15 protein-coding genes and 3 pseudogenes are annotated in these 19,422 nt (G+C 61.5%); 12 read left to right on the top strand and 6 right to left on the bottom strand.

Going from position 1 to position 19,422, the window contains the following annotated elements; genetic code table 11:
• Nucleotides 1-753, bottom strand: a 753-nt coding sequence (gene aac(3) / locus ACOZKU_RS24265) for an aminoglycoside 3-N-acetyltransferase (protein ID WP_421581028.1), incomplete at its 3' end; no start/stop codon positions are given.
• 144 nt (nucleotides 754-897) lie between these two features.
• Nucleotides 898-1,200, bottom strand: coding sequence for a DUF982 domain-containing protein (locus tag ACOZKU_RS24260; RefSeq protein WP_421579146.1), 303 nt, complete (start codon nucleotides 1,198-1,200; stop codon nucleotides 898-900).
• Nucleotides 1,201-1,587: 387 nt separating this feature from the next.
• Here ACOZKU_RS24260 and ACOZKU_RS24255 point away from each other — a divergent pair, with 387 nt between their 5' ends.
• Nucleotides 1,588-3,006, top strand: a complete 1,419-nt coding sequence (locus tag ACOZKU_RS24255; protein ID WP_421581027.1) for a hypothetical protein — start codon at nucleotides 1,588-1,590, stop codon at nucleotides 3,004-3,006.
• A 119-nt stretch (nucleotides 3,007-3,125) separates the two neighbouring features.
• On the opposite strand, the gene ACOZKU_RS24250 is transcribed toward ACOZKU_RS24255, so the two are convergent.
• Entirely contained in the window at nucleotides 3,126-3,374 is a 249-nt protein-coding gene (locus tag ACOZKU_RS24250; protein ID WP_421581026.1) for a hypothetical protein, read from the bottom strand.
• A gap of 559 nt (nucleotides 3,375-3,933) precedes the next feature.
• On the opposite strand from ACOZKU_RS24250, the gene ACOZKU_RS24245 reads away from it, so the two are divergent.
• The 6 genes from ACOZKU_RS24245 to ACOZKU_RS24220 all read left to right on the top strand — a co-directional run bounded on the left by ACOZKU_RS24245 (nucleotide 3,934) and on the right by ACOZKU_RS24220 (nucleotide 12,762).
• Complete coding sequence (locus tag ACOZKU_RS24245) at nucleotides 3,934-4,536, top strand: ANTAR domain-containing response regulator (protein ID WP_421581025.1); 603 nt, start codon at nucleotides 3,934-3,936, stop codon at nucleotides 4,534-4,536.
• Nucleotides 4,533-5,747, top strand: coding sequence for a CmpA/NrtA family ABC transporter substrate-binding protein (locus ACOZKU_RS24240; RefSeq protein ID WP_421581024.1), 1,215 nt, complete (start codon nucleotides 4,533-4,535; stop codon nucleotides 5,745-5,747). The genes ACOZKU_RS24245 and ACOZKU_RS24240 overlap by 4 nt, the downstream gene beginning before the upstream one ends.
• Nucleotides 5,748-6,070: 323 nt before the next feature.
• Nucleotides 6,071-7,297, top strand: a complete 1,227-nt coding sequence (locus ACOZKU_RS24235; protein ID WP_421581023.1) for an MFS transporter — start codon at nucleotides 6,071-6,073, stop codon at nucleotides 7,295-7,297.
• Between the two features lie 15 nt (nucleotides 7,298-7,312).
• Nucleotides 7,313-9,763 carry a nitrite reductase large subunit NirB gene (gene nirB / locus ACOZKU_RS24230; RefSeq protein WP_421581022.1) on the top strand — a complete coding sequence of 817 codons (2,451 nt, stop codon included), beginning with the start codon at nucleotides 7,313-7,315 and terminating at the stop codon, nucleotides 9,761-9,763.
• A 10-nt stretch (nucleotides 9,764-9,773) separates the two neighbouring features.
• Nucleotides 9,774-10,103, top strand: coding sequence for a nitrite reductase small subunit NirD (gene nirD / locus ACOZKU_RS24225; RefSeq protein WP_421581021.1), 330 nt, complete (start codon nucleotides 9,774-9,776; stop codon nucleotides 10,101-10,103).
• Between the two features lies 1 nt (nucleotide 10,104).
• The gene (locus tag ACOZKU_RS24220; RefSeq protein WP_421581020.1) at nucleotides 10,105-12,762 is read left to right on the top strand and encodes a molybdopterin-dependent oxidoreductase; all 2,658 of its coding nucleotides are present in this window, start codon (nucleotides 10,105-10,107) and stop codon (nucleotides 12,760-12,762) included.
• On the opposite strand, the gene ACOZKU_RS24215 is transcribed toward ACOZKU_RS24220, so the two are convergent.
• The gene (locus ACOZKU_RS24215; protein WP_421581019.1) at nucleotides 12,719-13,189 is read right to left on the bottom strand and encodes a hypothetical protein; all 471 of its coding nucleotides are present in this window, start codon (nucleotides 13,187-13,189) and stop codon (nucleotides 12,719-12,721) included. The two genes, ACOZKU_RS24220 and ACOZKU_RS24215, sit on opposite strands and share 44 nt — an antisense overlap.
• 110 nt (nucleotides 13,190-13,299) lie before the next feature.
• Here ACOZKU_RS24215 and ACOZKU_RS24210 point away from each other — a divergent pair.
• The 5 genes and pseudogenes from ACOZKU_RS24210 (at nucleotide 13,300) to ACOZKU_RS24190 (ending at nucleotide 16,840) form a co-directional block, all read left to right on the top strand.
• Nucleotides 13,300-13,490 (top strand): annotated as a pseudogene (locus tag ACOZKU_RS24210) (hypothetical protein).
• 84 nt (nucleotides 13,491-13,574) lie between these two features.
• A pseudogene (locus ACOZKU_RS24205) lies at nucleotides 13,575-13,798 on the top strand (hypothetical protein).
• 474 nt (nucleotides 13,799-14,272) lie between these two features.
• Complete coding sequence (locus ACOZKU_RS24200) at nucleotides 14,273-14,881, top strand: J domain-containing protein (RefSeq protein ID WP_421581018.1); 609 nt, start codon at nucleotides 14,273-14,275, stop codon at nucleotides 14,879-14,881.
• Between the two features lie 576 nt (nucleotides 14,882-15,457).
• A pseudogene (locus ACOZKU_RS24195) lies at nucleotides 15,458-16,337 on the top strand (DMT family transporter).
• 167 nt (nucleotides 16,338-16,504) lie between these two features.
• Nucleotides 16,505-16,840 carry a hypothetical protein gene (locus tag ACOZKU_RS24190; RefSeq protein WP_421581017.1) on the top strand — a complete coding sequence of 112 codons (336 nt, stop codon included), beginning with the start codon at nucleotides 16,505-16,507 and terminating at the stop codon, nucleotides 16,838-16,840.
• Here ACOZKU_RS24190 and otsA read toward each other — a convergent pair.
• Together otsA and ACOZKU_RS24180 are read right to left on the bottom strand one after the other, a co-directional pair.
• On the bottom strand, nucleotides 16,824-18,227 hold the full coding sequence (gene otsA / locus ACOZKU_RS24185; protein WP_421581051.1) for an alpha,alpha-trehalose-phosphate synthase (UDP-forming): 1,404 nt from the start codon (nucleotides 18,225-18,227) through the stop codon (nucleotides 16,824-16,826). The two genes, ACOZKU_RS24190 and otsA, sit on opposite strands and share 17 nt — an antisense overlap.
• Nucleotides 18,228-18,356: 129 nt before the next feature.
• Nucleotides 18,357-19,319 (bottom strand): lysylphosphatidylglycerol synthase transmembrane domain-containing protein, encoded by a 963-nt coding sequence (locus tag ACOZKU_RS24180; RefSeq protein ID WP_421581016.1) that lies wholly within the window; start codon nucleotides 19,317-19,319, stop codon nucleotides 18,357-18,359.
• Between the last annotated feature and the right edge of the window lie 103 nt (nucleotides 19,320-19,422).

Raw genomic sequence — 19,422 nt, 5'->3', positions numbered from 1 at the left:
CGCATCGAATAAATAGCATTGTGCGTCACCGACCGGGCCTTCCCGATGACGCTGCAGCTTGACATAGGCATTGGCAATCGTTTCGACAGCGTCGGGCTCTCCTTCAATGGCGAAACAATCGAGAATGCCGTTGGAGTCGAAGTCTTCGGCACGTTTCCACCTCACTCCGCCGTCCTCGCTGCGGATCGGCATTTCGTAGGTCACGCGTCGTTTGTTCGGGATGCGGGCGATGGCCTCGGCGTAGTGCAGGACGGTAACGGAATCGAGCGGTGCTCCGAGCAACAGGACCTTTCCACCGTGTCCGACAAAACGCTCCAGCGGCGATCCAGGGCCGAAAGCCTGTCCGAGTTCGTGAGGCTGCGTCAGAGTGCCGGCCAGAGGCCCTATCGCGACCATCGAGGCATCCGGGTGTGCGCTTCGCCGGGCGCCGGGTGTCTGGAGGAGGAATTGGTTCAGGAGGCCGAAGCCGCGATATGTCCCTGATGTGGCCGGGTCGAACGGCGGCCATCGGTGTCGCCGTTCCGCATCCATCCGAGCGCCATTGAGTGTTTCTTCATAGGGCGATCGGTCCCACGAGGCGTATCCCATCAAGTTTCCAGTGATGCCGATGGCGTCGCGTAGCGCAGAAACCACCGATGCGGCGTCTCCATAAACGGGGCCGATCGCCTTCAGCGATGCGTGAACCATGATGAGATCACCGCACTGGACACCCAGCCCCCCAAGATCCGCCGCGATCCTTTCCCTTGTGTTCATTCCGCTGCCATCCCCTGTAGGTTTTGGCTTCCTATCTGGACCAATCCGATGAGCATACAATTGAGCCGGCATTGCCAAAGACCGGAATTCCCATAGGCGGCGACCGAGAGAGGCCGCCATTGCGGCCTCTGCGATGTGCCTCGCTCAGGCCATTATGCGGCCGCCGCCCGATCCCGGCTTGATCATCCATGGCTGAACGCTGGGCGCCTTTACCAGGATGCCCTTCCTCTTCGCGAAGGACCGAATGGCGTCGCGCGCAACCTTCAACGGCTTGTGCCCATCCCAGGCCATGTAGCAGGTCTTCAAGGTTGCATCATGAACCAGGTCGCGATCGTGTTGCGGCCATTCCTCCAGAAGATCGATGGCGTCGCCCAGACAGGCCACTTCGCGAACCAGTTCTTTGCGTTCCAGAATATAAACCGGCCGATCGAAAACTTTCGAGTTCATCTCTACCTCACTGAAAACGTTGGTGATCAACAAGGATGGCGCTCAAAATCGAGCGCCATGAGAAATTTATTTTCGGTGATTTCCAGTTTCAAGGGCGGCGCCAAAAGCTCCATCTTCACGTAATGAAGACGCCGATTCACACGATGAAGTGACAGGAAGCGCCGGATGCCGGTCACCGCGTCGAGGCGCTTGCGAAAGACACAAGGATGGAAGCTTCGCGAGCTTACCGGCCGCCAGCCCCGCAACCAACCTATCGAATGAACTCCGTCGCGAACGCATCGGGGTTCTTGTCTGTAACGAACCTATGTGCATCGAGTGAGAATACACCAAGGCCATGGGCCGTTATCTCCGGCATTCGCAACCATAGTCGACAGGCATTTCGGCATCATGTTCAGGACGTTCGCGGCGGTCTCGGCCGTCTCTCTCCTCTCCCTTCTTCTGGTTTCCTGCGACAGCTCTTCGGCCTTCGAGACCGGCGGTTTCTTTCCCGCGCCGGGACAGGAATCCTCCAGCATTGTGCTTGCGCGCGGCGCCGACGGCCGCTCGCATATGGCCTTCACCGGTTATGACGGCAAGACGAAGGACGAGATCTACTACGGCGTCTGCGAGGGCGTCGATTGCGGCACAAGCCTGGAACACTGGTCGGTTGCGACCATCGCCTTCCCGAGTGCGATCAAGCTACAGCTTGCCGTGACGCCGGAAGGCAATCCGCGCCTCTATGTCGTCGCCCGACCGCCGAGCGGAGAGACGAACTATAACCGAACCTATTCCTACGGCGAGTGCGATGCGGACTGCGCAAATGCGGACAACTGGACCATCACGCGCATCGCCGAAAGCGGCGATAACCTCATCAGCGACGCGCTGACGCCGCGCGTGCCGGACCGCACCTTCGTCCTCGACAGAAAGGGCAATCCGCGCTTCGTCTATACGGACGGCAACTATATCATCGAACCAGACCATTATGGCGCTTTCGTCATGGTCTGTGACGGCGGTTGCACCGAGCGCAAGAACTGGACCGAAACCGACCTTGCCCTGCATGTCGGCTACAGCACTGAATCGTTCAGCAAGCCGGCGCTGGCGGTGGCCAAGAACGGGGCGATGGGCGTGGTGGCCGGTCTCTATCCGTTCGACGAACACGGCACCCCGCTGAAGCAGGGTCTCTATTATTACGGCTGCGAAGCTGCTTGCACCGACAAGGCCAGCTGGCGGCGGACCTTCATCGTGCAACAGGGCGGCGGATCCATCCCCAGCCCGACCTGGGACCTCGCCTTCACGCCAGAGGGCACGCCACGCCTTGCCCTCTTCGCCGGAGACGGCACGGAAGTCGAAGGGCTTGCGCACCAGCTTCTTTATGCCTGGTGCAACGAGAAATGCGACACCGAGGACGGCTGGTCGGCCAATGCCGTTAACCCCGGCAAAGGCATAGGCGAGGGAACGGACCTTGTCCTGGACAAGGACGGTCGGCCTCATATCGCAATGCTGACCGGCGACGGGCAGGCGGCCCTGGCGCGTTGCACCGATGCATGCGAGACGGACGCGCCGCAGTGGACGGCAGATCTGGCCGAGGAGATCGCGGTGCCACAGAAGGAGCGGCCGCAGGCTCTGCCCTTCCACTGCGACGGCGAGGTATGGAACGGCTTCCTGCCGTCGTTGACCCTCAGCGAGAACGCGGCGACTATCGGCTATGACATCGTGGTGGAGGCGCGCTGCCTCTACAAGGATTTCGACGAGCCGATCCCTTCGGCCACCTTCCACGAGGTTTTCCGCGGCAGCCGCATCGCCACCGTTTCGCTCGCCGGCGATTGAGGACAGGAGATGGCCGCGCGATCAGCACCGCCGGTGCCTTTTGAAATGCGAAGGACGAACACCGCCAACTGTTTTCCGGCAGGCTGACTATGAGTATCAGTATGGGATGACTGTCGTCTTCAGTCGGTGAGAGCCGGCGCATCCGCCGAACGAGCGGTCAGTCTCTTAAGCGGCGGATCGTTACCGCATTCCTGAAGCAGCCCGAGTGAGAGCAGATAATCGCCAATCGCGGAGGAGAGAAGGTTCTTTGTGCCATATCGCTCGTCCATCCGGGGCACAGCAAGGCGCAGCCGCAAAGGCTCCCCCTCATCGTGGAAACGCTTCTCAATGAAGTACGTGTGCGTCATCGCCAGCTTATCCCCGCCCAATCCGAAAACCTTATTCCAACCAATGCGGGATGCAATACGGCGGCTCCGCGCTGCTGGTCCCGCAGGGCCGAAACCTTGCTTTTCGTCACGCGTGAGTCACGCCGCTTCCGTGTGAAAAAAACGAACAAGGCGATCGAGCGCGGCCTTTATCGAAGGCGGCGACGGGTTAGCAGGGCTTTTCATCATCGACTGCGATGAAGGCGCCCTCGCTATCGACGACGTCATGGACGCTGCCGACACCTTGCGCCAACATGGCCGCGAAGAGCTTTTCCTGTCGGACAAACTTGTCAGAGCTGTCGCGAGCAGCGTCGAGCCGCCGGATTCGTCGTCCGCCGCCCGTAGGAAGCTGACGCGTTCACCGAAAAACGGGTTATCGATAATGTTGAGATGCCGACGAAGTCGGATTTCCCGGCGCGCAGGCGCGCTGCGGAGGGGCCGGTTCATACCAGCAAGAGCTAATAATGGCATGTGTAAGCACGGCTTGATCTTGTCTCCAAGTTGTTGCATTGCAAAATGACGATGCAGCAATCCGGCGGCGTGGGGTCATTACGGTCTTGGCATGAAACGGAGCGGACTGAATGTCCTTGTCATCGATGAGAATCGTATCCGCGCAGCCATCATCGAGGACGGGCTGCGGGATGCCGGTTATGACCACGTCACGGTGATAGACGCCATGCATGGCCTTGCGCGTCGCATTTCTGATCTAAATCCCGACATTATCGTCATCGATTTGGAAAACCCGAACCGAGACATGTTGGAGAGCATGTTCCAGTTATCGCGTGCGGTGAAACGACCCATCGCCATGTTCGTGGACAAATCCGATGAGGCCTCTATCGAGGCGGCGGTCGAGGCGGGCGTCTCGGCCTATATTGTCGACGGGCTGAAGCAGGAGCGCGTGCGTCCCATTCTGAAAATGGCGATCAGCCGTTTCAACGCCTTTTCCCGCCTCAACCGCGAACTAGAAGAAACGCGCGGCGAACTGGAGAACCGCAAGGTCATCGACCGAGCGAAGGGGCTTCTGATGCGCTCCCGCGGCCTGTCGGAGGACGAGGCCTATGCCCTTCTGCGCCGCACCGCGATGAACCAGAACCGCAAGATCGCAGAGATCGCGCAAAGTCTCGTCACGGCAGCCGGCTTGCTCGATCCCGGAGGAGCGGAATGACGACGCGCCACGCCATCACCGCCGGTTTCGTGCCGCTGCTTGACAGCGCGCTCCTCGTCGTCGCCCACGAAATGGGCTTTGCCGAGGAGCAGGGGATCGCGCTGACCCTGCTGCGCGAACGCTCCTGGGCCAGCATCCGCGACCGGCTCGCGGTGCGCCATATCGATGTCGCGCATATTCTCGGCCCCATGCCGATCGCCGGAAATCTCGGCCTGAACGTTCCCGCGCCCGAGATGATCGTGCCGATGGCGCTCGGTCTCGGTGGCAATGCTGTCACGGTCTCGCCGGCGCTCTGGCAGGCGATGGTGGACAGGGGGGCGACGGATAATCTCGACGCGCAAGCGAACGGTGCCGCACTTCGGGAGGCGATCGCGTCACGAACGGGCGCGCCGCTGCGCTTCGGCGTCGTGCATCCCTATTCCGGGCACAATTACGAACTGCGCTATTGGCTCTCGGCAAGCGGCATCGATCCGGACCGCGATATCGACATCGTCGTGCTGCCGCCGCCGGACATGGGCGATGCGCTGGCCGAGGAGGTGATTGACGGCTATTGCGCGGGCGAGCCTTGGAACACTTTCGGCGTGCTGCGCCGCAGTGGGCATCTTGCGACCGTCAAGGCGGCGATCTGGCGGTCGAGCCCGGAGAAGGTGCTGGGCGTCAATGCGCGCTGGGGTGCGGCCAACCCGGAAGCGCTGGCAGCACTTCTTGTGGCGCTGCATCAGGCTTCGCTATGGTGCGCCCAGCGGGAAAATCACGCGGCGCTCGCCACGCTTTTGGCACAGCCCGTCTATGTCGGGCGCGATATGGAACTGCTTCTACCGGCGCTCAGCGGCCATCTACCGGTCGGCGGCGGCGTGGTGCGGTCCATCGGCGACTTTTTCGTGCCGAATGCCAGGGCGGCGACCTTTCCATGGAAAAGCCATGCCCTGTGGTTCTACACCCAGATGGTTCGCTGGCGGCAGATCGAACACACCGCGCAGCGCCAGCGCATCGCGGCGGCGACCTATCGTCCCGACATCTACCGAGCCGCGCTAAAGGATCTCGACATTGCCATGCCGTCTGCCAGCGCCAAGGTCGAGGGCGCGCTGACGGTTGCAACGCCGGTCGGCTCTTCCGGCGCGCTGACGCTAGGGCCGGATGGCTTCTTTGATGGCGGGCGCTTCGACCCCGATGATGTCGAGGCCTATATCGCCGCGCAGTCTACCGGCTGACGGATGGCGCTTAATTTATGCGCACTGCACAAAAAGTGGCTTCGCCTTGCACAAGCTGGAAGCCGTCCCTGGATAAGGGCGGCTGAGGAATTCCTATTTTCTTTATTAATCAATGGCTTGTTGAAACTGGCACGCTGATTGCTTTTTAAGGTTCAGGCTCTCGGGCCACCATATCGGCGTCCAACGACGGGCGCCTCACCAGCAAAGCCGCTGATCAGGATTGCGTCCGCATGGAGAGACCGTGCGGCTGCGCCTGGCCAGCGGCTTTTTGTTTTCCACCCCCTAGATGGAGCGGCACGACCTTGTCGGGCCTCGGAGAAGCCATGTCTGAGATCAAGCAGCCCTCATCCCCGCGCGAACCCGCCGTCGCGCTCTGGATGTCCACCTTCGCCTTCACCATCTGTTTCGCCGTCTGGACGATCTTTGCGATCATCGGTATCCGCATCAAGGACGACCTCGGTCTGTCGGAAGCCCAGTTCGGCCTGCTCGTGGGCACCCCGATCCTGACGGGATCGCTGGTGCGCATCCTGCTCGGCGTGTGGACGCCGCGCTTCGGCGGCCGCCTTGTCTATACCCTGACCATGCTGGCGGCGGCGTTTTCGACGCTCCTGCTGTCGCACGCCACGACCTTCCCGCAGATGCTGTTGGCCGGTCTCGGCGTGGGGCTTGCCGGCGGGTCCTTCGCCGTCGGCGTGGCCTATGTCTCGCCGTTCTTCCCGGCGCAAAAGCAGGGCACTGTGCTCGGCATCTTCGGCGCGGGCAATGTCGGCGCCGCCCTCACAAAATTTGTCGCGCCCTTCGTGCTCGTCGCGGCCGGGTGGCAGATGGTTGCGGAAATCTGGGCGGCCGCGTTGTTCTTCACTGCCTGCCTCTTCTGGTTCACCTCGAGCGACGATCCGGGCTTCAAGAACCGCCGCGAAAACAAGGCGGCGAAGCGCAGCCTGCGGGATGAATTCGCCCCGCTGAAGAAGGCCCAGGTCTGGCGCTTCTCGCTCTATTACTTCTTTGCCTTCGGTGGGTTCGTGGCGCTCGCGCTGTGGCTGCCGCGTTATCTCGTCGGCGTCTACGGTTTCGACATCGCCACCGCCGGCATGGTCGCCGCCGCCTATTCTATTCCGGGCAGCATCTTTCGCGCGCTTGGCGGCGTGTTATCGGATCGCAAGGGCGCGCGTTCCGTCATGTACGGCATGTTCGCCGTCTCGGCCGTTGCGACGCTCATCCTCTCGCTGCCGTCGGGCATCACGCCCGCCGTCTTCATCGTCGTGGTCTTCGTGCTCGGCTTCGTCATGAGCCTCGGCAAGGCCGCTGTCTACAAGCATATCCCGGTTTATTATCCCGATAGCGTCGGCCCGGTCGGCGGTATCGTCGGCATGGTCGGCGGGCTCGGCGGCTTCGTCCTGCCCATCGCCTTTGGCCTGCTCAAGGATGCGACCGGCCTCTGGTCGAGCTGTTTCCTGCTGCTCTTCGCCGTCGTCGCCGTCTCGCTCACCTGGATGCACCTCTCCATCCGCCAGATGGAGCGCGCGTCCATCTCCGCCCTCGCAGCATAATCGCAAGGAAATACCATGACCGAGAAACTCGTCATCATCGGCAATGGCATGGCGCCGGGGCGCATGCTGGAGCATCTCCTCGAAAAGGCACCGGGTCAGTACGCGGTCACCATTTTCAACGCCGAGCCGCGCGTCAACTACGACCGCATCATGCTCTCACCGGTGCTGTCGGGCGAGAAGGATTATGAAGAGATCATCATCCACGGCGACGGCTGGTACATCAAGCACGGCATCACGCTCTACAAGGGCCATCGCATCGTCGCCATCGACCGGGATGCCAAGACGGTCACGTCCGATCACGGCGTGACCGAGAGCTACGACAAGCTGGTTATCGCCACCGGCTCCGTGCCCTTCATCCTGCCGGTGCCGGGCAAGGACCTGCCGGGCGTCATCACTTACCGCGACCTCGATGACGTGCAGGCTATGCTGCTCGCCGCCCAGTCGCGCGAGAAGGCGGTGGTCATAGGCGGCGGCCTGCTCGGCCTGGAAGCGGCCGCCGGCCTTGCCGGGCGCGGCATGGATGTCACGGTGCTCCATGTAATGCCGACCCTGATGGACCGCCAGCTCGACCCGGCCGCCGGTTATCTCCTGCAGAAGGAGCTCGAAGGGCGCGGCATCAAGATCATTTGCAAGGCCAACACCAAGGCCATTATCGGTAACGGCAAGGTCGAAGGAATCGAGCTGGACGATGGCCGCATCATCCCGGCAACCCTCGTCGTCATGGCCGTCGGCATCCGCCCGAGCGTCGGGCTTGCCAGGGAGGCCGGCCTTGCCATTAATCGTGGCATCGTCGTCGATCACGGCATGCAGACCTCCGACGGCAGCATATGGGCGCTCGGCGAATGCGCGGAAGTGGGCGGCATGATCTATGGCCTCGTCGCGCCACTCTATGAGATGGCGCGTGTTACCGCCTCTCATCTTGCCGGCGAGCAAGGCGCTGCCTTCGTGCATTCGGATACGCCGACCAAGCTGAAGGTGACCGGCATTGAGCTCTTCTCGCTGGGGGATTTCGCCGATGGCGACGACCGCGAGGAGATTGTGCTGCGCGATGCCTCGGCCGGCGTCTACAAGCGGCTGGTGCTGAAAGGCAACAAAATCATCGGCACGGTGCTCTACGGTGAAACCGCCGATGGCGCCTGGTTCAACGACCTCAAGAAGAAACAGACCGATATTTCCGAAATGCGCGAGACGCTGATCTTCGGCCAGGCCTATCAGGGGGGCGCTCCGCTGGACCCTATGGCGGCCGTTGCAGCCTTGCCGGATGATGCGGAAATCTGCGGCTGCAACGGCGTCTGCAAGGGCAGGATCGTCTCGACCATCACGCAAAAGGGCCTGACCGCGCTCGACGAGGTGCGCGCGCACACCAAGGCATCGGCCTCCTGCGGTTCCTGCACCGGCCTCGTCGAACAGCTTATGACGCTGACGCTTGGTGACGGCTACAATCCCGCGGCCGTGCAGCCGATGTGCGGCTGCACCGATCTCGGCCATGACGACGTGCGCCGCCTAATCAAGGCGAAGGGGTTGAAAGCCATTCCGGCCGTCATGCAGGAACTGGAATGGAAGACCTCCTGCGGCTGTGCAAAATGCCGCCCGGCGCTGAACTACTACCTCGTCTGCGACTGGCCGGACGATTATGCCGACGACTACCAGTCTCGCTTCATCAACGAGCGTGTGCACGCCAATATCCAGAGGGACGGCACCTATTCCGTCGTGCCGCGCATGTGGGGCGGCGTGACCAATTCCGGCGAATTGCGCGCCATCGCTGATGTGGTCGACAAGTTCGAGATCCCTCTTGTGAAGGTCACCGGCGGCCAGCGCATCGACCTGCTCGGCATCGAGAAGGAGGACCTTCCTGCCGTCTGGGCCGATCTCGGCAAGGCCGGCTTCATCTCCGGCCAAGCCTATGCGAAAGGCCTGCGCACGGTCAAAACCTGCGTCGGCTCCGATTGGTGCCGCTTCGGCACGCAGGATTCCACCGGCCTCGGCATCCGCATCGAAAAGTTCATGTGGGGTTCTTGGACGCCGGCCAAGCTGAAGCTCGCCGTTTCCGGCTGTCCGCGAAACTGCGCGGAAGCGACCTGCAAGGATATCGGCGTAATCTGCGTCGACAGCGGTTTCGAGATCCATTTTGCGGGTGCCGCCGGACTCGACATCAAGGGCACGGAGGTGCTCGGCCTGGTGAAGAGCGAGGACGAGGCGCTGGAGCATATCGTGGCGCTGACACAGATGTATCGCGAACAGGCGCGTTATCTCGAGCGCATTTACAAATGGGCGAAACGCATCGGGCTTGACGAGATCCGCCGCCAGATCATCGGCGATGCGATGAAGCGCAAGGCCTATTACGACCGCTTCGTCTTCTCCCAGAAATTCGCTCAGGTCGATCCCTGGTCGGAGCGTGTCTCCGGCAAGGACAAACATGAATTCCGGCCGATGGCGACCATCGAGCACGGACAGGCAGCGGAATAGGAGGTCGGACATGAACTGGTTTGCCATCGGAAACATTGCCGACATTCCGCTGCGCGGCGCGCGCTGCGTGAAAACCCCGCAAGGCAGGATCGCGGTGTTCCGCACCGCGGAAAACGAGGTTTTCGCCATCGAGGACCATTGCCCGCACAAGGGCGGGCCGCTGAGCCAGGGCATCGTTCATGCTAAGGCCGTGACCTGCCCGCTGCACAATTGGGTGATCTCGCTGGAGACCGGCAAGGCGCTCGGTGCGGACGAGGGCGCGGTGAAGACGATCGCGCTGAAGAATGACGGCGGCGCGCTATTCATCGCGCTCGAAAGCCTGATGGTGGCGGCCGAATAAGATGGAAAAGGCGGTCAAGACAACCTGCCCTTATTGCGGCGTCGGCTGCGGCGTCATCGCGACGGTCGCGGAAGACGGCGCCGTCTCCGTCAAGGGCGATCCGGAGCATCCGTCGAACTATGGCCGGCTCTGCTCGAAGGGGTCGGCGCTTGCTGAGACGATCGATCTCGACGGGCGCATCCTGCATCCCGAGATCGGTGGCGAGGCGGCATCCTGGGACAGAGCGCTCGACCTCGTCGCGGCAAGTTTCGCCGCGGCGATTGCCGCGCACGGCCCCGATTCCGTGGCGTTCTATGTCTCCGGGCAGCTGCTGACGGAGGATTACTACGTCGCCAACAAGCTAATGAAGGGTTTTTTCGGCTCGGCCAATATCGACACGAATTCCCGGCTCTGCATGTCCTCCTCTGTCGCCGGCCACCGCCGCGCCTTCGGATCGGATACGGTGCCGGGGACCTATCAGGACCTGGAGCTGGCGGATCTCGTCATCCTAACCGGTTCCAACCTCGCCTGGTGCCACCCCGTACTCTACCAGCGCGTCGCCGCGGCCAAAGAGCGGCGACCGAGCATGAAGGTCGTCGTCGTCGATCCACGCCGCACCATGACGGCCGATATTGCCGACCTGCATCTGGCGATCCGCCCCGATACGGATGTGGCGCTGTTTGTCGGGCTGTTCTCCCATATCGTGTCGAGCAATGCCGTCGACCAGAACTATGTGGCGGCGCATACGTCGGACTTTGCGGAAGCTTTTGCGATGGCCGCGGGCGTTTCCTTCCGCGAAGTGCTGGAGCGGACGGGGCTTCCGGCGATGCAGCTTCGCGAATTCTACCGATTGTTCACGACGACCGAGAAGGTCGTGACCTGCTACAGCCAGGGCGTCAACCAGTCCTCATCCGGTACCGACAAGGTCAACGCGATCCTCAATTGCCACCTCGCCACCGGCCGGATCGGAAGGCCGGGCATGGGGCCGTTCTCGCTCACGGGGCAGCCCAACGCCATGGGCGGCCGCGAGGTCGGCGGTCTCGCCAACATGCTGGCCGCCCACATGGCCCTCGAAAGCGCCGAAGACCGCGGCCGGGTGCAGCGTTTCTGGGCCTCGCCCGTCATCGCGGAAAAGCCGGGCCTCAAGGCCGTCGATCTCTTTCAGGCTGTGGCGGACCGGCGCATCAAGGCTCTGTGGATAATGGCGACCAACCCAGTCGTCTCAATGCCCGATGCCGGTGCCGTGGAGGCGGCAATCAAGGCCTGTCCCTTCCTTGTCGTTTCCGACATCCTCAGGGAGACGGATACCGCCCGCCACGCCCATGTCCTGCTGCCGTCGCTCGGCTGGGGGGAGAAGAGCGGGACCGTCACCAATTCCGAGCGCCGCATTTCCCGCCAGCGTGCTTTCCTCGCAGCGCCAGGTGCGGCACGGGCGGACTGGTGGCAATTGGCCGAAGTCGCCCGCCGCATGGGTTTTGCGGAGGCTTTCGCCTATGAGACACCCGCAGACATCTTCTCCGAACATGCCACCCTCTCGGCTTTCGAAAACTGGGGCCGCCGAGATTTCGACATCGGTGCCTATCAGGGCATCGGGCGGGATGATTATGATGCGCTTGCCCCCTTCCAATGGCCGCAGCCGGCGGGGCAGGGGCGTGCGGAAAGCCGTTTCTTCGCCGACGGCGGCTTTTACCATGCGGATGGCAAGGCGCGCTTCGTGGCGGTCGAGCCCGCCGAAACCGACCGGACTACTCCCGACTATCCCTTCACGCTGAACACCGGCCGTATCCGCGACCAGTGGCACACCATGACGCGCACGGGAAAAAGCGCGCGCCTGTCGTCCCACATCGCCGAACCCTTCGCGGAACTGCATCCGCGTGATGCCATAGAGATCGGCGTCGGAAATGCGGGCCTTGTCGAGATCGAAAGCCCGCTTGGCAGTGCGGTGGTGCGCGCACTGATCACCGAGCGGCAGGCGCGCGGCAGCGTCTTCGCGCCCATGCACTGGAACGATCACTTTGCCGCCAAGGCCCGCATCGATGCCGTCGTGCCTGCTATCACCGACCGTTTCTCCGGTCAGCCGGCATCGAAAAACATCGGGGTCGCGGCCCGGCGGTTCAAGGCGCAGCACTATGCTTTCACCGTCTCGCAGGCAAAGCCGGCCGAGCCGGATGCGGCCTACTGGGCGCTCGCCAAGGCCGATGGCGGCTGGCGGCTGGAACTCGCTTTTGCTGCGCCGGTCGAGCACTGGGCGGACTGGTGCCGCCACACCTTCGCCATCCCCGACGGCGTCGAGCCGCTCGGCTATGCGGACGCGCAGACAGGCGATGTCAGGTTCGCCTTCTTCGACGGCACAAGGCTTCTCGCTGCCTTCTTCCTGGCGCGCGAACCCGTCGCCGTCGCCCGCAACTGGGCGATCGCCCAGCTCACCGCCGAACACGCCAACCTGCGCAAGCGCTACGCGATCGTCGCCGGCCGGGCGGGTGCGAACACCCCGGACCCCGGCGCGACCGTCTGTTCCTGCTTCGGCGTCGGCGTCAACCAGATCGTCGCCGCAGTGCGTGGCGGCTGCGACAGCGTCGAAGCTGTCGGCAAGGCGCTGAATGCCGGAACCAATTGCGGCTCGTGCCGCGCGGAGATCAGGGGGATCGTCGATGGATGTCTCGCAGCCGCAGCGGAATGAAGCTCGCAGGGAGCCGCTCGCCAAGCTGCCCGTCTTCTGCGCGCCGGAGGGAAGCGAGTTGTCGTTGTCGGCAGCACCGATGCCGCGATGTGAAAGGCCGAATTCGCGAGAGCCGGGTTCTTTTTTTCGCATCCATTAGCAATGTCGCAAATAATAAATTTTTGTCGCGGCTGGAACAATTCATCGACTTGTCGCACCAGGCGCCTATCATTCGTTTATCCGCAGCATACTGCTCAGGGCGGTGCTTCTGGAGGAAAGGCGGTGTGCGGTGAACGCAGTTCAGCTTCTTGAACAAAACAAGAAATGGGTTGTCGTCATAATCGAAGGTGACAACGAAACGCGTGACACGTTCGATTTCGAAGATCATGCGACAAATTGGGCGCACGGGCAGCGCATCAGGCTCAGACTGCCGCGACTTGATCAGCATAGGCATATGACCAAGAACGGCGGTTGACGGCAGGCGAGGGCACGTTATCTTGGTTGTTAGAAGCCCCCTCCAAAAGGCATCCGGGATGAAGGCGCGCAATTTCTGAAGCGATTGCGTGCCTTTTTCGTGTGATTCCGTACAAAATTCTTGCCAAGAACAACGCGGTGGAAGGGCTCGATTCCGTTGTTCAGGCGCGGGCTGCCAAGACCCCAGGCTGCGAGAGGCGCGTCTTGCCAAGGTGTTGGTCGACCGCATGTCGGCAACATTCAATCTTATCGCCAAACGCGCTAGGTCGTGCTGATCGCCACGCCACTCACTATCGGGATAAGAATGAAGAACGCCAGAAACAACGAAGTCGCCGACCGCCGCCCACTCATCCGCTGAAATCCTGCGCATGGTCATTCGTGACACGTACCACACTGGCGGCGAGGCGAATTTCAAGCCCCATATCAAACGCACCGAAGAGGCCGCGGTCGACAGCATCTATACCGATCTGATACTTCGAGAAATCGATGAATGGACTGAGGTGCTTGTCAAGAAAAGGGCGAGCAATTTTGTGACGACCTTGCTGACTCTTTCACTTACCACCGCGCGCGACCTTGTGCATGAAACAAGATCACGGACCAAGTGTACGAAAGAGCCTAGACCGTAGACACCGTAACAAACCGGATTGCCGCCGACGGTTTGCATTTCTATCCATGGAGAGTGGTCTCCAACTTTTTGCCGGCTACTATCTCTATTATCCGAGCCGTCGGCAAACGCTTTTGCCTTAGAGTCCAATCCGGACACCCTCCGTTACAGCGCGGCGAAAAGACATCGATGAATGCATGCGGCCAGATACCATTCATTTGCTCAATGAGGCTTCCGGGAGCTGACGCCGGCTTGCCGGTGAATACCCACCGGCCGAGCACCGCCATCAAACATTAACCTTGATCCCGCAACTAGGCTTTGAGAAAACATGCTTTCTCCGTGTCTCATGGAGAGCATACCGAAGTGATTGGCGGGCTGGCACGCCTTTTGGCTCCTCGAAATACCGCGCCCTCATCCCTTGCCGAGTAGAGCAAGCCGGCCTTATAAGCTGCGATGACTTCCGATTCAAAAATCTTCGTTGGCCTCAGGTCTATCCGCAGTAAGCCCTCGCCGCAGCGCGGAACGAATAGCCCAATATGCCAATGGGACGGGTGCGACGAGGGTGGCAGCCACCGAGCTCCGGTCGGCGCCGATGCTGAGGGACTGTATCTGCTGTTCTGTCCCGTGCACGTGAGAGAATATGGGAAGGGGTATAACTTCACGACCAAGCTCTCGGACCCTGTAATTGCCCGTTATCAGAGAGAAGCGGCAAGCGGCAGCCTCCGCACCTGGGGTACACTGGTCAATCAGGCCTCGGAAGTTCCGCTCCCTTCAACGACGCGATCAGGGACGGCAAAGACCATCAATTCACGAAAAAATGCCACGCAAAACCGAGCCGTCAGAGCAGAATTACACTCGCGAAAACTCAAGGTTCTGGAAGCGAAGGCTTTCGAAACGCTCGGCCTATCATCTGAGGCGACACCGGACGAAATCAAAAGCCGCTACAAAGAACGGCTGAAAATGCACCATCCTGATGCGAACCAAGGTGATCGTCGCACAGAGGACAGCCTAACGGTGACGATCGAAGCCTACAAGATTCTCAGGCTCAATGGATTCTGTTAGGCAGTGTGGATGGCGCGCGGCTTGCGAAAGTGCCCGGCGTTGCAGCGATCAAGATGCCGCTGCCCGCTGATGGCGATGTCAGCGCTGAGCTTGCGCGGCGGCGCGCTGTGAGGCCCGCCGATTTTTCCATCGGCGACAGCGGTGACTGGGTGGGGCGGAATTGCTGCTTTCCGGCGGCAATGCCTGGTGCAGCTTCGTCGCCGGCCTGCTGCCGACGGCGGCGCTGGCGCTGACCCGCGCGGCGATGGTAGGCGACGGGGAAGAAGCGCGATGCTCGATTAGGCCTTCCAACCGCTCTGGAGCCTGTTCAAGGAGTTCGGCAGTTTTCGCGTGATGTACGCCTCGCCGATCTTTTCGGTTTCTGCCGCATCGCGCCACCACGGCCGATCCTGCCTCTCTGCCCAGTCGATGTCCTGCGGGTGGAAGCGGCACTCGAAACGTTAAACCCGACCCACCGTGACGTGCGGCCAATGCGGCCGGCATCGAACCATTATCGTTCTGCGTCCGGTAGGGTGGCGTAAAGGAACGGGTGGGGGAGGACCTGAATGATATACGAGCGGACAAACCGGACGGCCGATCTATGTGCTGCTCCTTCTGTCGGCGCTCTGGGGATCGTCCTACACCTTCATCAAGATCGGCGTCGAAACGATGCCCCCGATAACGCTGATCGCGCCCAGAACGCTGATTGCGGGAAGCCTGCTTGTGGTTCTCGTGAAGCGCGCGGAGTCTCTCTGCCGAAGGATCGCGCAAGCTGGGCCCGCTTTCCTCTTTCAGGCCTGCCTCAACAGCGTCATCCGTTCACGTTGATCGCCTGGGCGGAGCAGACGACCGATGCGGGGCTCGCGACGATCCTCAATTCGACCTCGCCGATCTTCACCTTCGTTCTGACCGTCCTCATCACCCGTTATGAGGCGGTGACCGGCCGCAAGCTGTTTGGGGTGTTCGCAGGCCTGCTCGGCGTTTGCGTCATCGTCGGCTTCGAGGCGCTCGGCGGTCTCGCACAGGAAGCCTGGGCTCAGCTCGCCATCGTCGCGGCCACAGTATCCTATGCGGGCGCCGCGATATTCGGGAAGAATTTCGAGGAATGGACCCGATGCGTCCGGCGGCCGGATCTATGATCTGCGGCGCGGTTCTCCTCGTTCCCGCCAGAGTTGATCGTTGATCGTCCTTGGACATTGGCTCCCAGCGGCGAATCCCTGGGCGCGCTGCTTGGCCTATCCGTCTTCTCGACGGCGCTCGCTTTCGTGATCGACTTTCGGCTCATCCAGACGCTGGGGTCGGTCGGCACGACGGCCCAGGCCTACATGCGTGTCCCGATCGGCGTTGGGCTCGGCGTGGTGTTCTTGGGAGAACGTTGATGCCGATGGCCTGGCTGGGCCCGGTCTGCGTTATTGCCGGCGTGATCGCAATGGACATGGCCAGCGAGAAGCGACGCAGGAAACGCTCCCGGGAGTGAACGCACTGCTCCCTGATCGCCAAGTATCAGGCTCGCACTATAACGGCAAAGAAGCCGCTCAAATCGCATGATGTAAGCGGCTTATTGAATAGTGCGACAGCGGAAACGCTGGCGAGCTGGAACGTTTATCCGATCGCTTCGGGGGGAGACGGAAAGCGGTCTCGAACATGAAACATGAGCCAGGGCCCCTCGCTGGCGACGATACGCTTTACGGATATCGTGGCAACGATCTTCTGGAAGGCGGCGACGGCAATGATGTGCTGGTTGGTGGGCCCGATGCGGACCGTCTCTTAGTTGGCAACGGCATCGATACCGCGTCCTACGCGGGTGCAGCAACGAGTGTTGTTGCAAGCCTCGCCAACCCTTTGGTCAACACAGCTGACGGGCAAGGGCGAGACCTATTCGTCTGTCGAGAATCTTGGCGGCTCATCTTATGCGGACAGACTGCGCCCAGTGGCGATTTAAGCAAACGCGCGGTCAATCACGTCAGGCGAAGTTCTTGATCACTCCTTGCTCGCCGCTTGAGAGATCGCGAAGGAATGTATCGCACCAGCTGAAGACATTGTTGCTGCGCAGAGTTCTCATCATGCCTTTCCACCGGTCGCGCCGCTCCTCCAAGGGCATGGCCAAGCTCCGCGCCATCGCCTCAGCGGTTCCCTCCACGTCATAGGGGTTGACAAGGACAGCGTCCTTCAACTCGTGCGCCGCGCCCGCGAAGCGCGATAGGAGAAGAACGCCTGGATCCGCCTCACTCTGCGCGGCGACGAATTCCTTGGCAACAAGGTTCATGCCGTCGCGCAACGGCGTGACGAGGGCGAGCTTGGCCATGCGGTAGAGGCCCGCCAGTGCCGGACGCCGCAGCGAGCGGTTGACGTAGCGTATCGGCACCCAGTCGACGGTGCCGAGCGCGCCGTTGACACGACCCGCCTGCTCGGCCACCGCCCGCTGCATCGCCTCGTATTCCGGGACTTCCGAACGCGATTTCGGCGTGATCTGCAAAAGCGTCACCTTGCGTTGACTGTCAGGATGACGCGTGAGGAAGTTTTCGAAGGCATCGATACGCTGTGTGATGCCCTTCGAATAGTCGAGCCGATCGACGCCGATGATCAAGCCTTTGCCGTCGAGGCTTTGGAGCATGCGCTTGTGCAGGCTGGTTTCCGCCGCCCGCTGCGCCAGTTTCGCGAATTCCTCCGTCTCGATGCCTATCGGATAAGGTCGTGCCGTGAATGACCGAGCGCCGGCCGTGAAATGGTCCTTGTCCAGTCGGCTGCCGAGCCCTTGCCGGGCAAGGCAATCGGCGAAATTCTCACGGTCGTTTTCGGTCTGAAAGCCCAGCACGTCGTAGGCGGTCAGGCTGGTCAGGATTTCGTCGTTGACAGGCATGGCGAGAAAGACGTCCGGAGCGGGCCACGGGATATGAAGGAAAAAGCCGATACGGTTCCTCACACCTTGCCGGCGCAGTTCAGCTGCGAGCGGGATCAGGTGATAGTCGTGGATCCAGATGAGATCGTCCTCTCCGATCAGCGGCAGCAAGCGGCTGGCAAAAAAACGGTTCACGCGGAAATAACCGGCCATTTCGCGCCGGCCGTATTCGGCTAGGTCCAGGCGGTAATGGCAGATTGGCCAGAGAACCCGGTTAGCAAAACCCTGGTAGTATTCCTCGACATCGCGCTCCGTGAGATCCGTTAACGCGTAGTCGATATTCCCGTCCCGAAGCATCGTGAGCGGCCCGATACTGTCCTCTGCGCAGGATTGCCCCGACCAGCCGAGCCACAAGCCACCGCGCGCTTCGAGTGCCGATTGAAGCGCGACCGCAAGGCCGCCGGCCGGCGCCGCACCCTTCTTGTCCGGGATGGGAACGCGATTGGACACGACGATAAGGCGGCTCATGATGTACAGTACCAGGTCTAGGATGGACGGCGTCCGCGGGGCGAGGGGAAAGGTTCGCAAACGCGAGTGTGCCATCGCGGTATTGTTGCAATGCAACGAGAACTTTCGTGCGATCAAAAAGTTCCAGTGTCACCGAGCTGGAACTGGTGCCTTCGACGCAGTCGAAGCCCTGGCTATCCGCTTCCGGACGCGGAATATCGCCTCGACGACAAGGGCCAGAGGAAGTCCGATGAGGAACGGAATGAAGAAATAGATAATCCGGAAAGCGACAAGCGAGCCGACCGAGGCCTGATTACCCATTACATGCTGCACCGTCGCCTCCAGTACGCCGAGCCCGCCGGGCGCATGGGTCATCAGGATGGCGAAGTTGGCGAGCATGAAGGCGGTCGCGGCCTTCAGGAAGCTGACATTCGCCTCGGCGGTCATGACTTCGCGCAGGCAGGCGGAGACAAAGATATAGTTCATCGTACCGATCGCCAGCTGCGTCGCGGCGAGCCTAAGCGGCGGCATCTGGAAGCTCCAAGTGCGAATGGTCAACGGCGTCCGGAGCCATGCGGCCATAAGCAGATAGGCGGCTGCCACCGTCAGGCAGCCTGCACCGAGCACAATGATAGTGCCTTCGCTCACGCGCAACACCGCAGCAGCATCAGCAGGATTGATGATCATCACCGCGCCTGAAAGCACTGCCATGCCCATCCCGACGGTCACGCCCGAAAGCAGGACGATCTTCGCGACGTTCTCCGCATCGAGGCCCCAATGGGCGTAGTAACGATAGCGAAGTGCCCCGCTGCTCAACCCTGAAAGACCGACGCTCTGACCGATGGAGAGGGCAATAAAGGAAGCCAGTGCGATGCGGGGATAGGTCAGTTTGCCGTCGATGGACCGGACGCCGACCCAATCGAACCCTGTTAGACAGAGATAGGACCCAAAGGCGTAAAGGAGCGCCATGGCCATATGGCCCATTGGAATGGCCTCGAGGGACGCCACGATCTCTCCGGCCGAATGATCGCGGAACGTGTGATAAAGGAGATAGCCGGCGGCCGCGGTACCGGCCGTTATCATGAGAAAAGCGAAAACTTGTTTTTTGGTCATGGGCCGTTCGCAATTTCGATGTGAGGCGAACTTGCGCCAGGGGATTTGGTTCCTGGTTAAAGTACGGCATAAGCAGCAACTATGCGTTCGGTCTAGGCCGCCC

This window comes from Shinella sp. M31, from assembly GCF_049199205.1.
Lineage (GTDB): Bacteria > Pseudomonadota > Alphaproteobacteria > Rhizobiales > Rhizobiaceae > Shinella.
Note: the sequence above shows the minus strand (reverse complement) of the source record. Positions and strands in the feature narration are given on the sequence as shown.

What these genes read in the sequence shown, in the direction of transcription:
- ACOZKU_RS24260 (WP_421579146.1), bottom strand. Translation starts at nt 1,200, where the DNA reads ATGAACTCGAAAGTTTTCGATCGGCCGGTTTATATTCTGGAACGCAAA.
- ACOZKU_RS24255 (WP_421581027.1), top strand. Translation starts at nt 1,588, where the DNA reads ATGTTCAGGACGTTCGCGGCGGTCTCGGCCGTCTCTCTCCTCTCCCTT.
- ACOZKU_RS24245 (WP_421581025.1), top strand. Translation starts at nt 3,934, where the DNA reads ATGAAACGGAGCGGACTGAATGTCCTTGTCATCGATGAGAATCGTATC.
- ACOZKU_RS24240 (WP_421581024.1), top strand. Translation starts at nt 4,533, where the DNA reads ATGACGACGCGCCACGCCATCACCGCCGGTTTCGTGCCGCTGCTTGAC.
- ACOZKU_RS24235 (WP_421581023.1), top strand. Translation starts at nt 6,071, where the DNA reads ATGTCTGAGATCAAGCAGCCCTCATCCCCGCGCGAACCCGCCGTCGCG.
- nirB (WP_421581022.1), top strand. Translation starts at nt 7,313, where the DNA reads ATGACCGAGAAACTCGTCATCATCGGCAATGGCATGGCGCCGGGGCGC.
- nirD (WP_421581021.1), top strand. Translation starts at nt 9,774, where the DNA reads ATGAACTGGTTTGCCATCGGAAACATTGCCGACATTCCGCTGCGCGGC.
- ACOZKU_RS24220 (WP_421581020.1), top strand. Translation starts at nt 10,105, where the DNA reads ATGGAAAAGGCGGTCAAGACAACCTGCCCTTATTGCGGCGTCGGCTGC.
- ACOZKU_RS24215 (WP_421581019.1), bottom strand. Translation starts at nt 13,189, where the DNA reads ATGCTGATCAAGTCGCGGCAGTCTGAGCCTGATGCGCTGCCCGTGCGC.
- ACOZKU_RS24200 (WP_421581018.1), top strand. Translation starts at nt 14,273, where the DNA reads ATGACTTCCGATTCAAAAATCTTCGTTGGCCTCAGGTCTATCCGCAGT.
- ACOZKU_RS24190 (WP_421581017.1), top strand. Translation starts at nt 16,505, where the DNA reads ATGAAACATGAGCCAGGGCCCCTCGCTGGCGACGATACGCTTTACGGA.
- otsA (WP_421581051.1), bottom strand. Translation starts at nt 18,227, where the DNA reads ATGAGCCGCCTTATCGTCGTGTCCAATCGCGTTCCCATCCCGGACAAG.
- ACOZKU_RS24180 (WP_421581016.1), bottom strand. Translation starts at nt 19,319, where the DNA reads ATGACCAAAAAACAAGTTTTCGCTTTTCTCATGATAACGGCCGGTACC.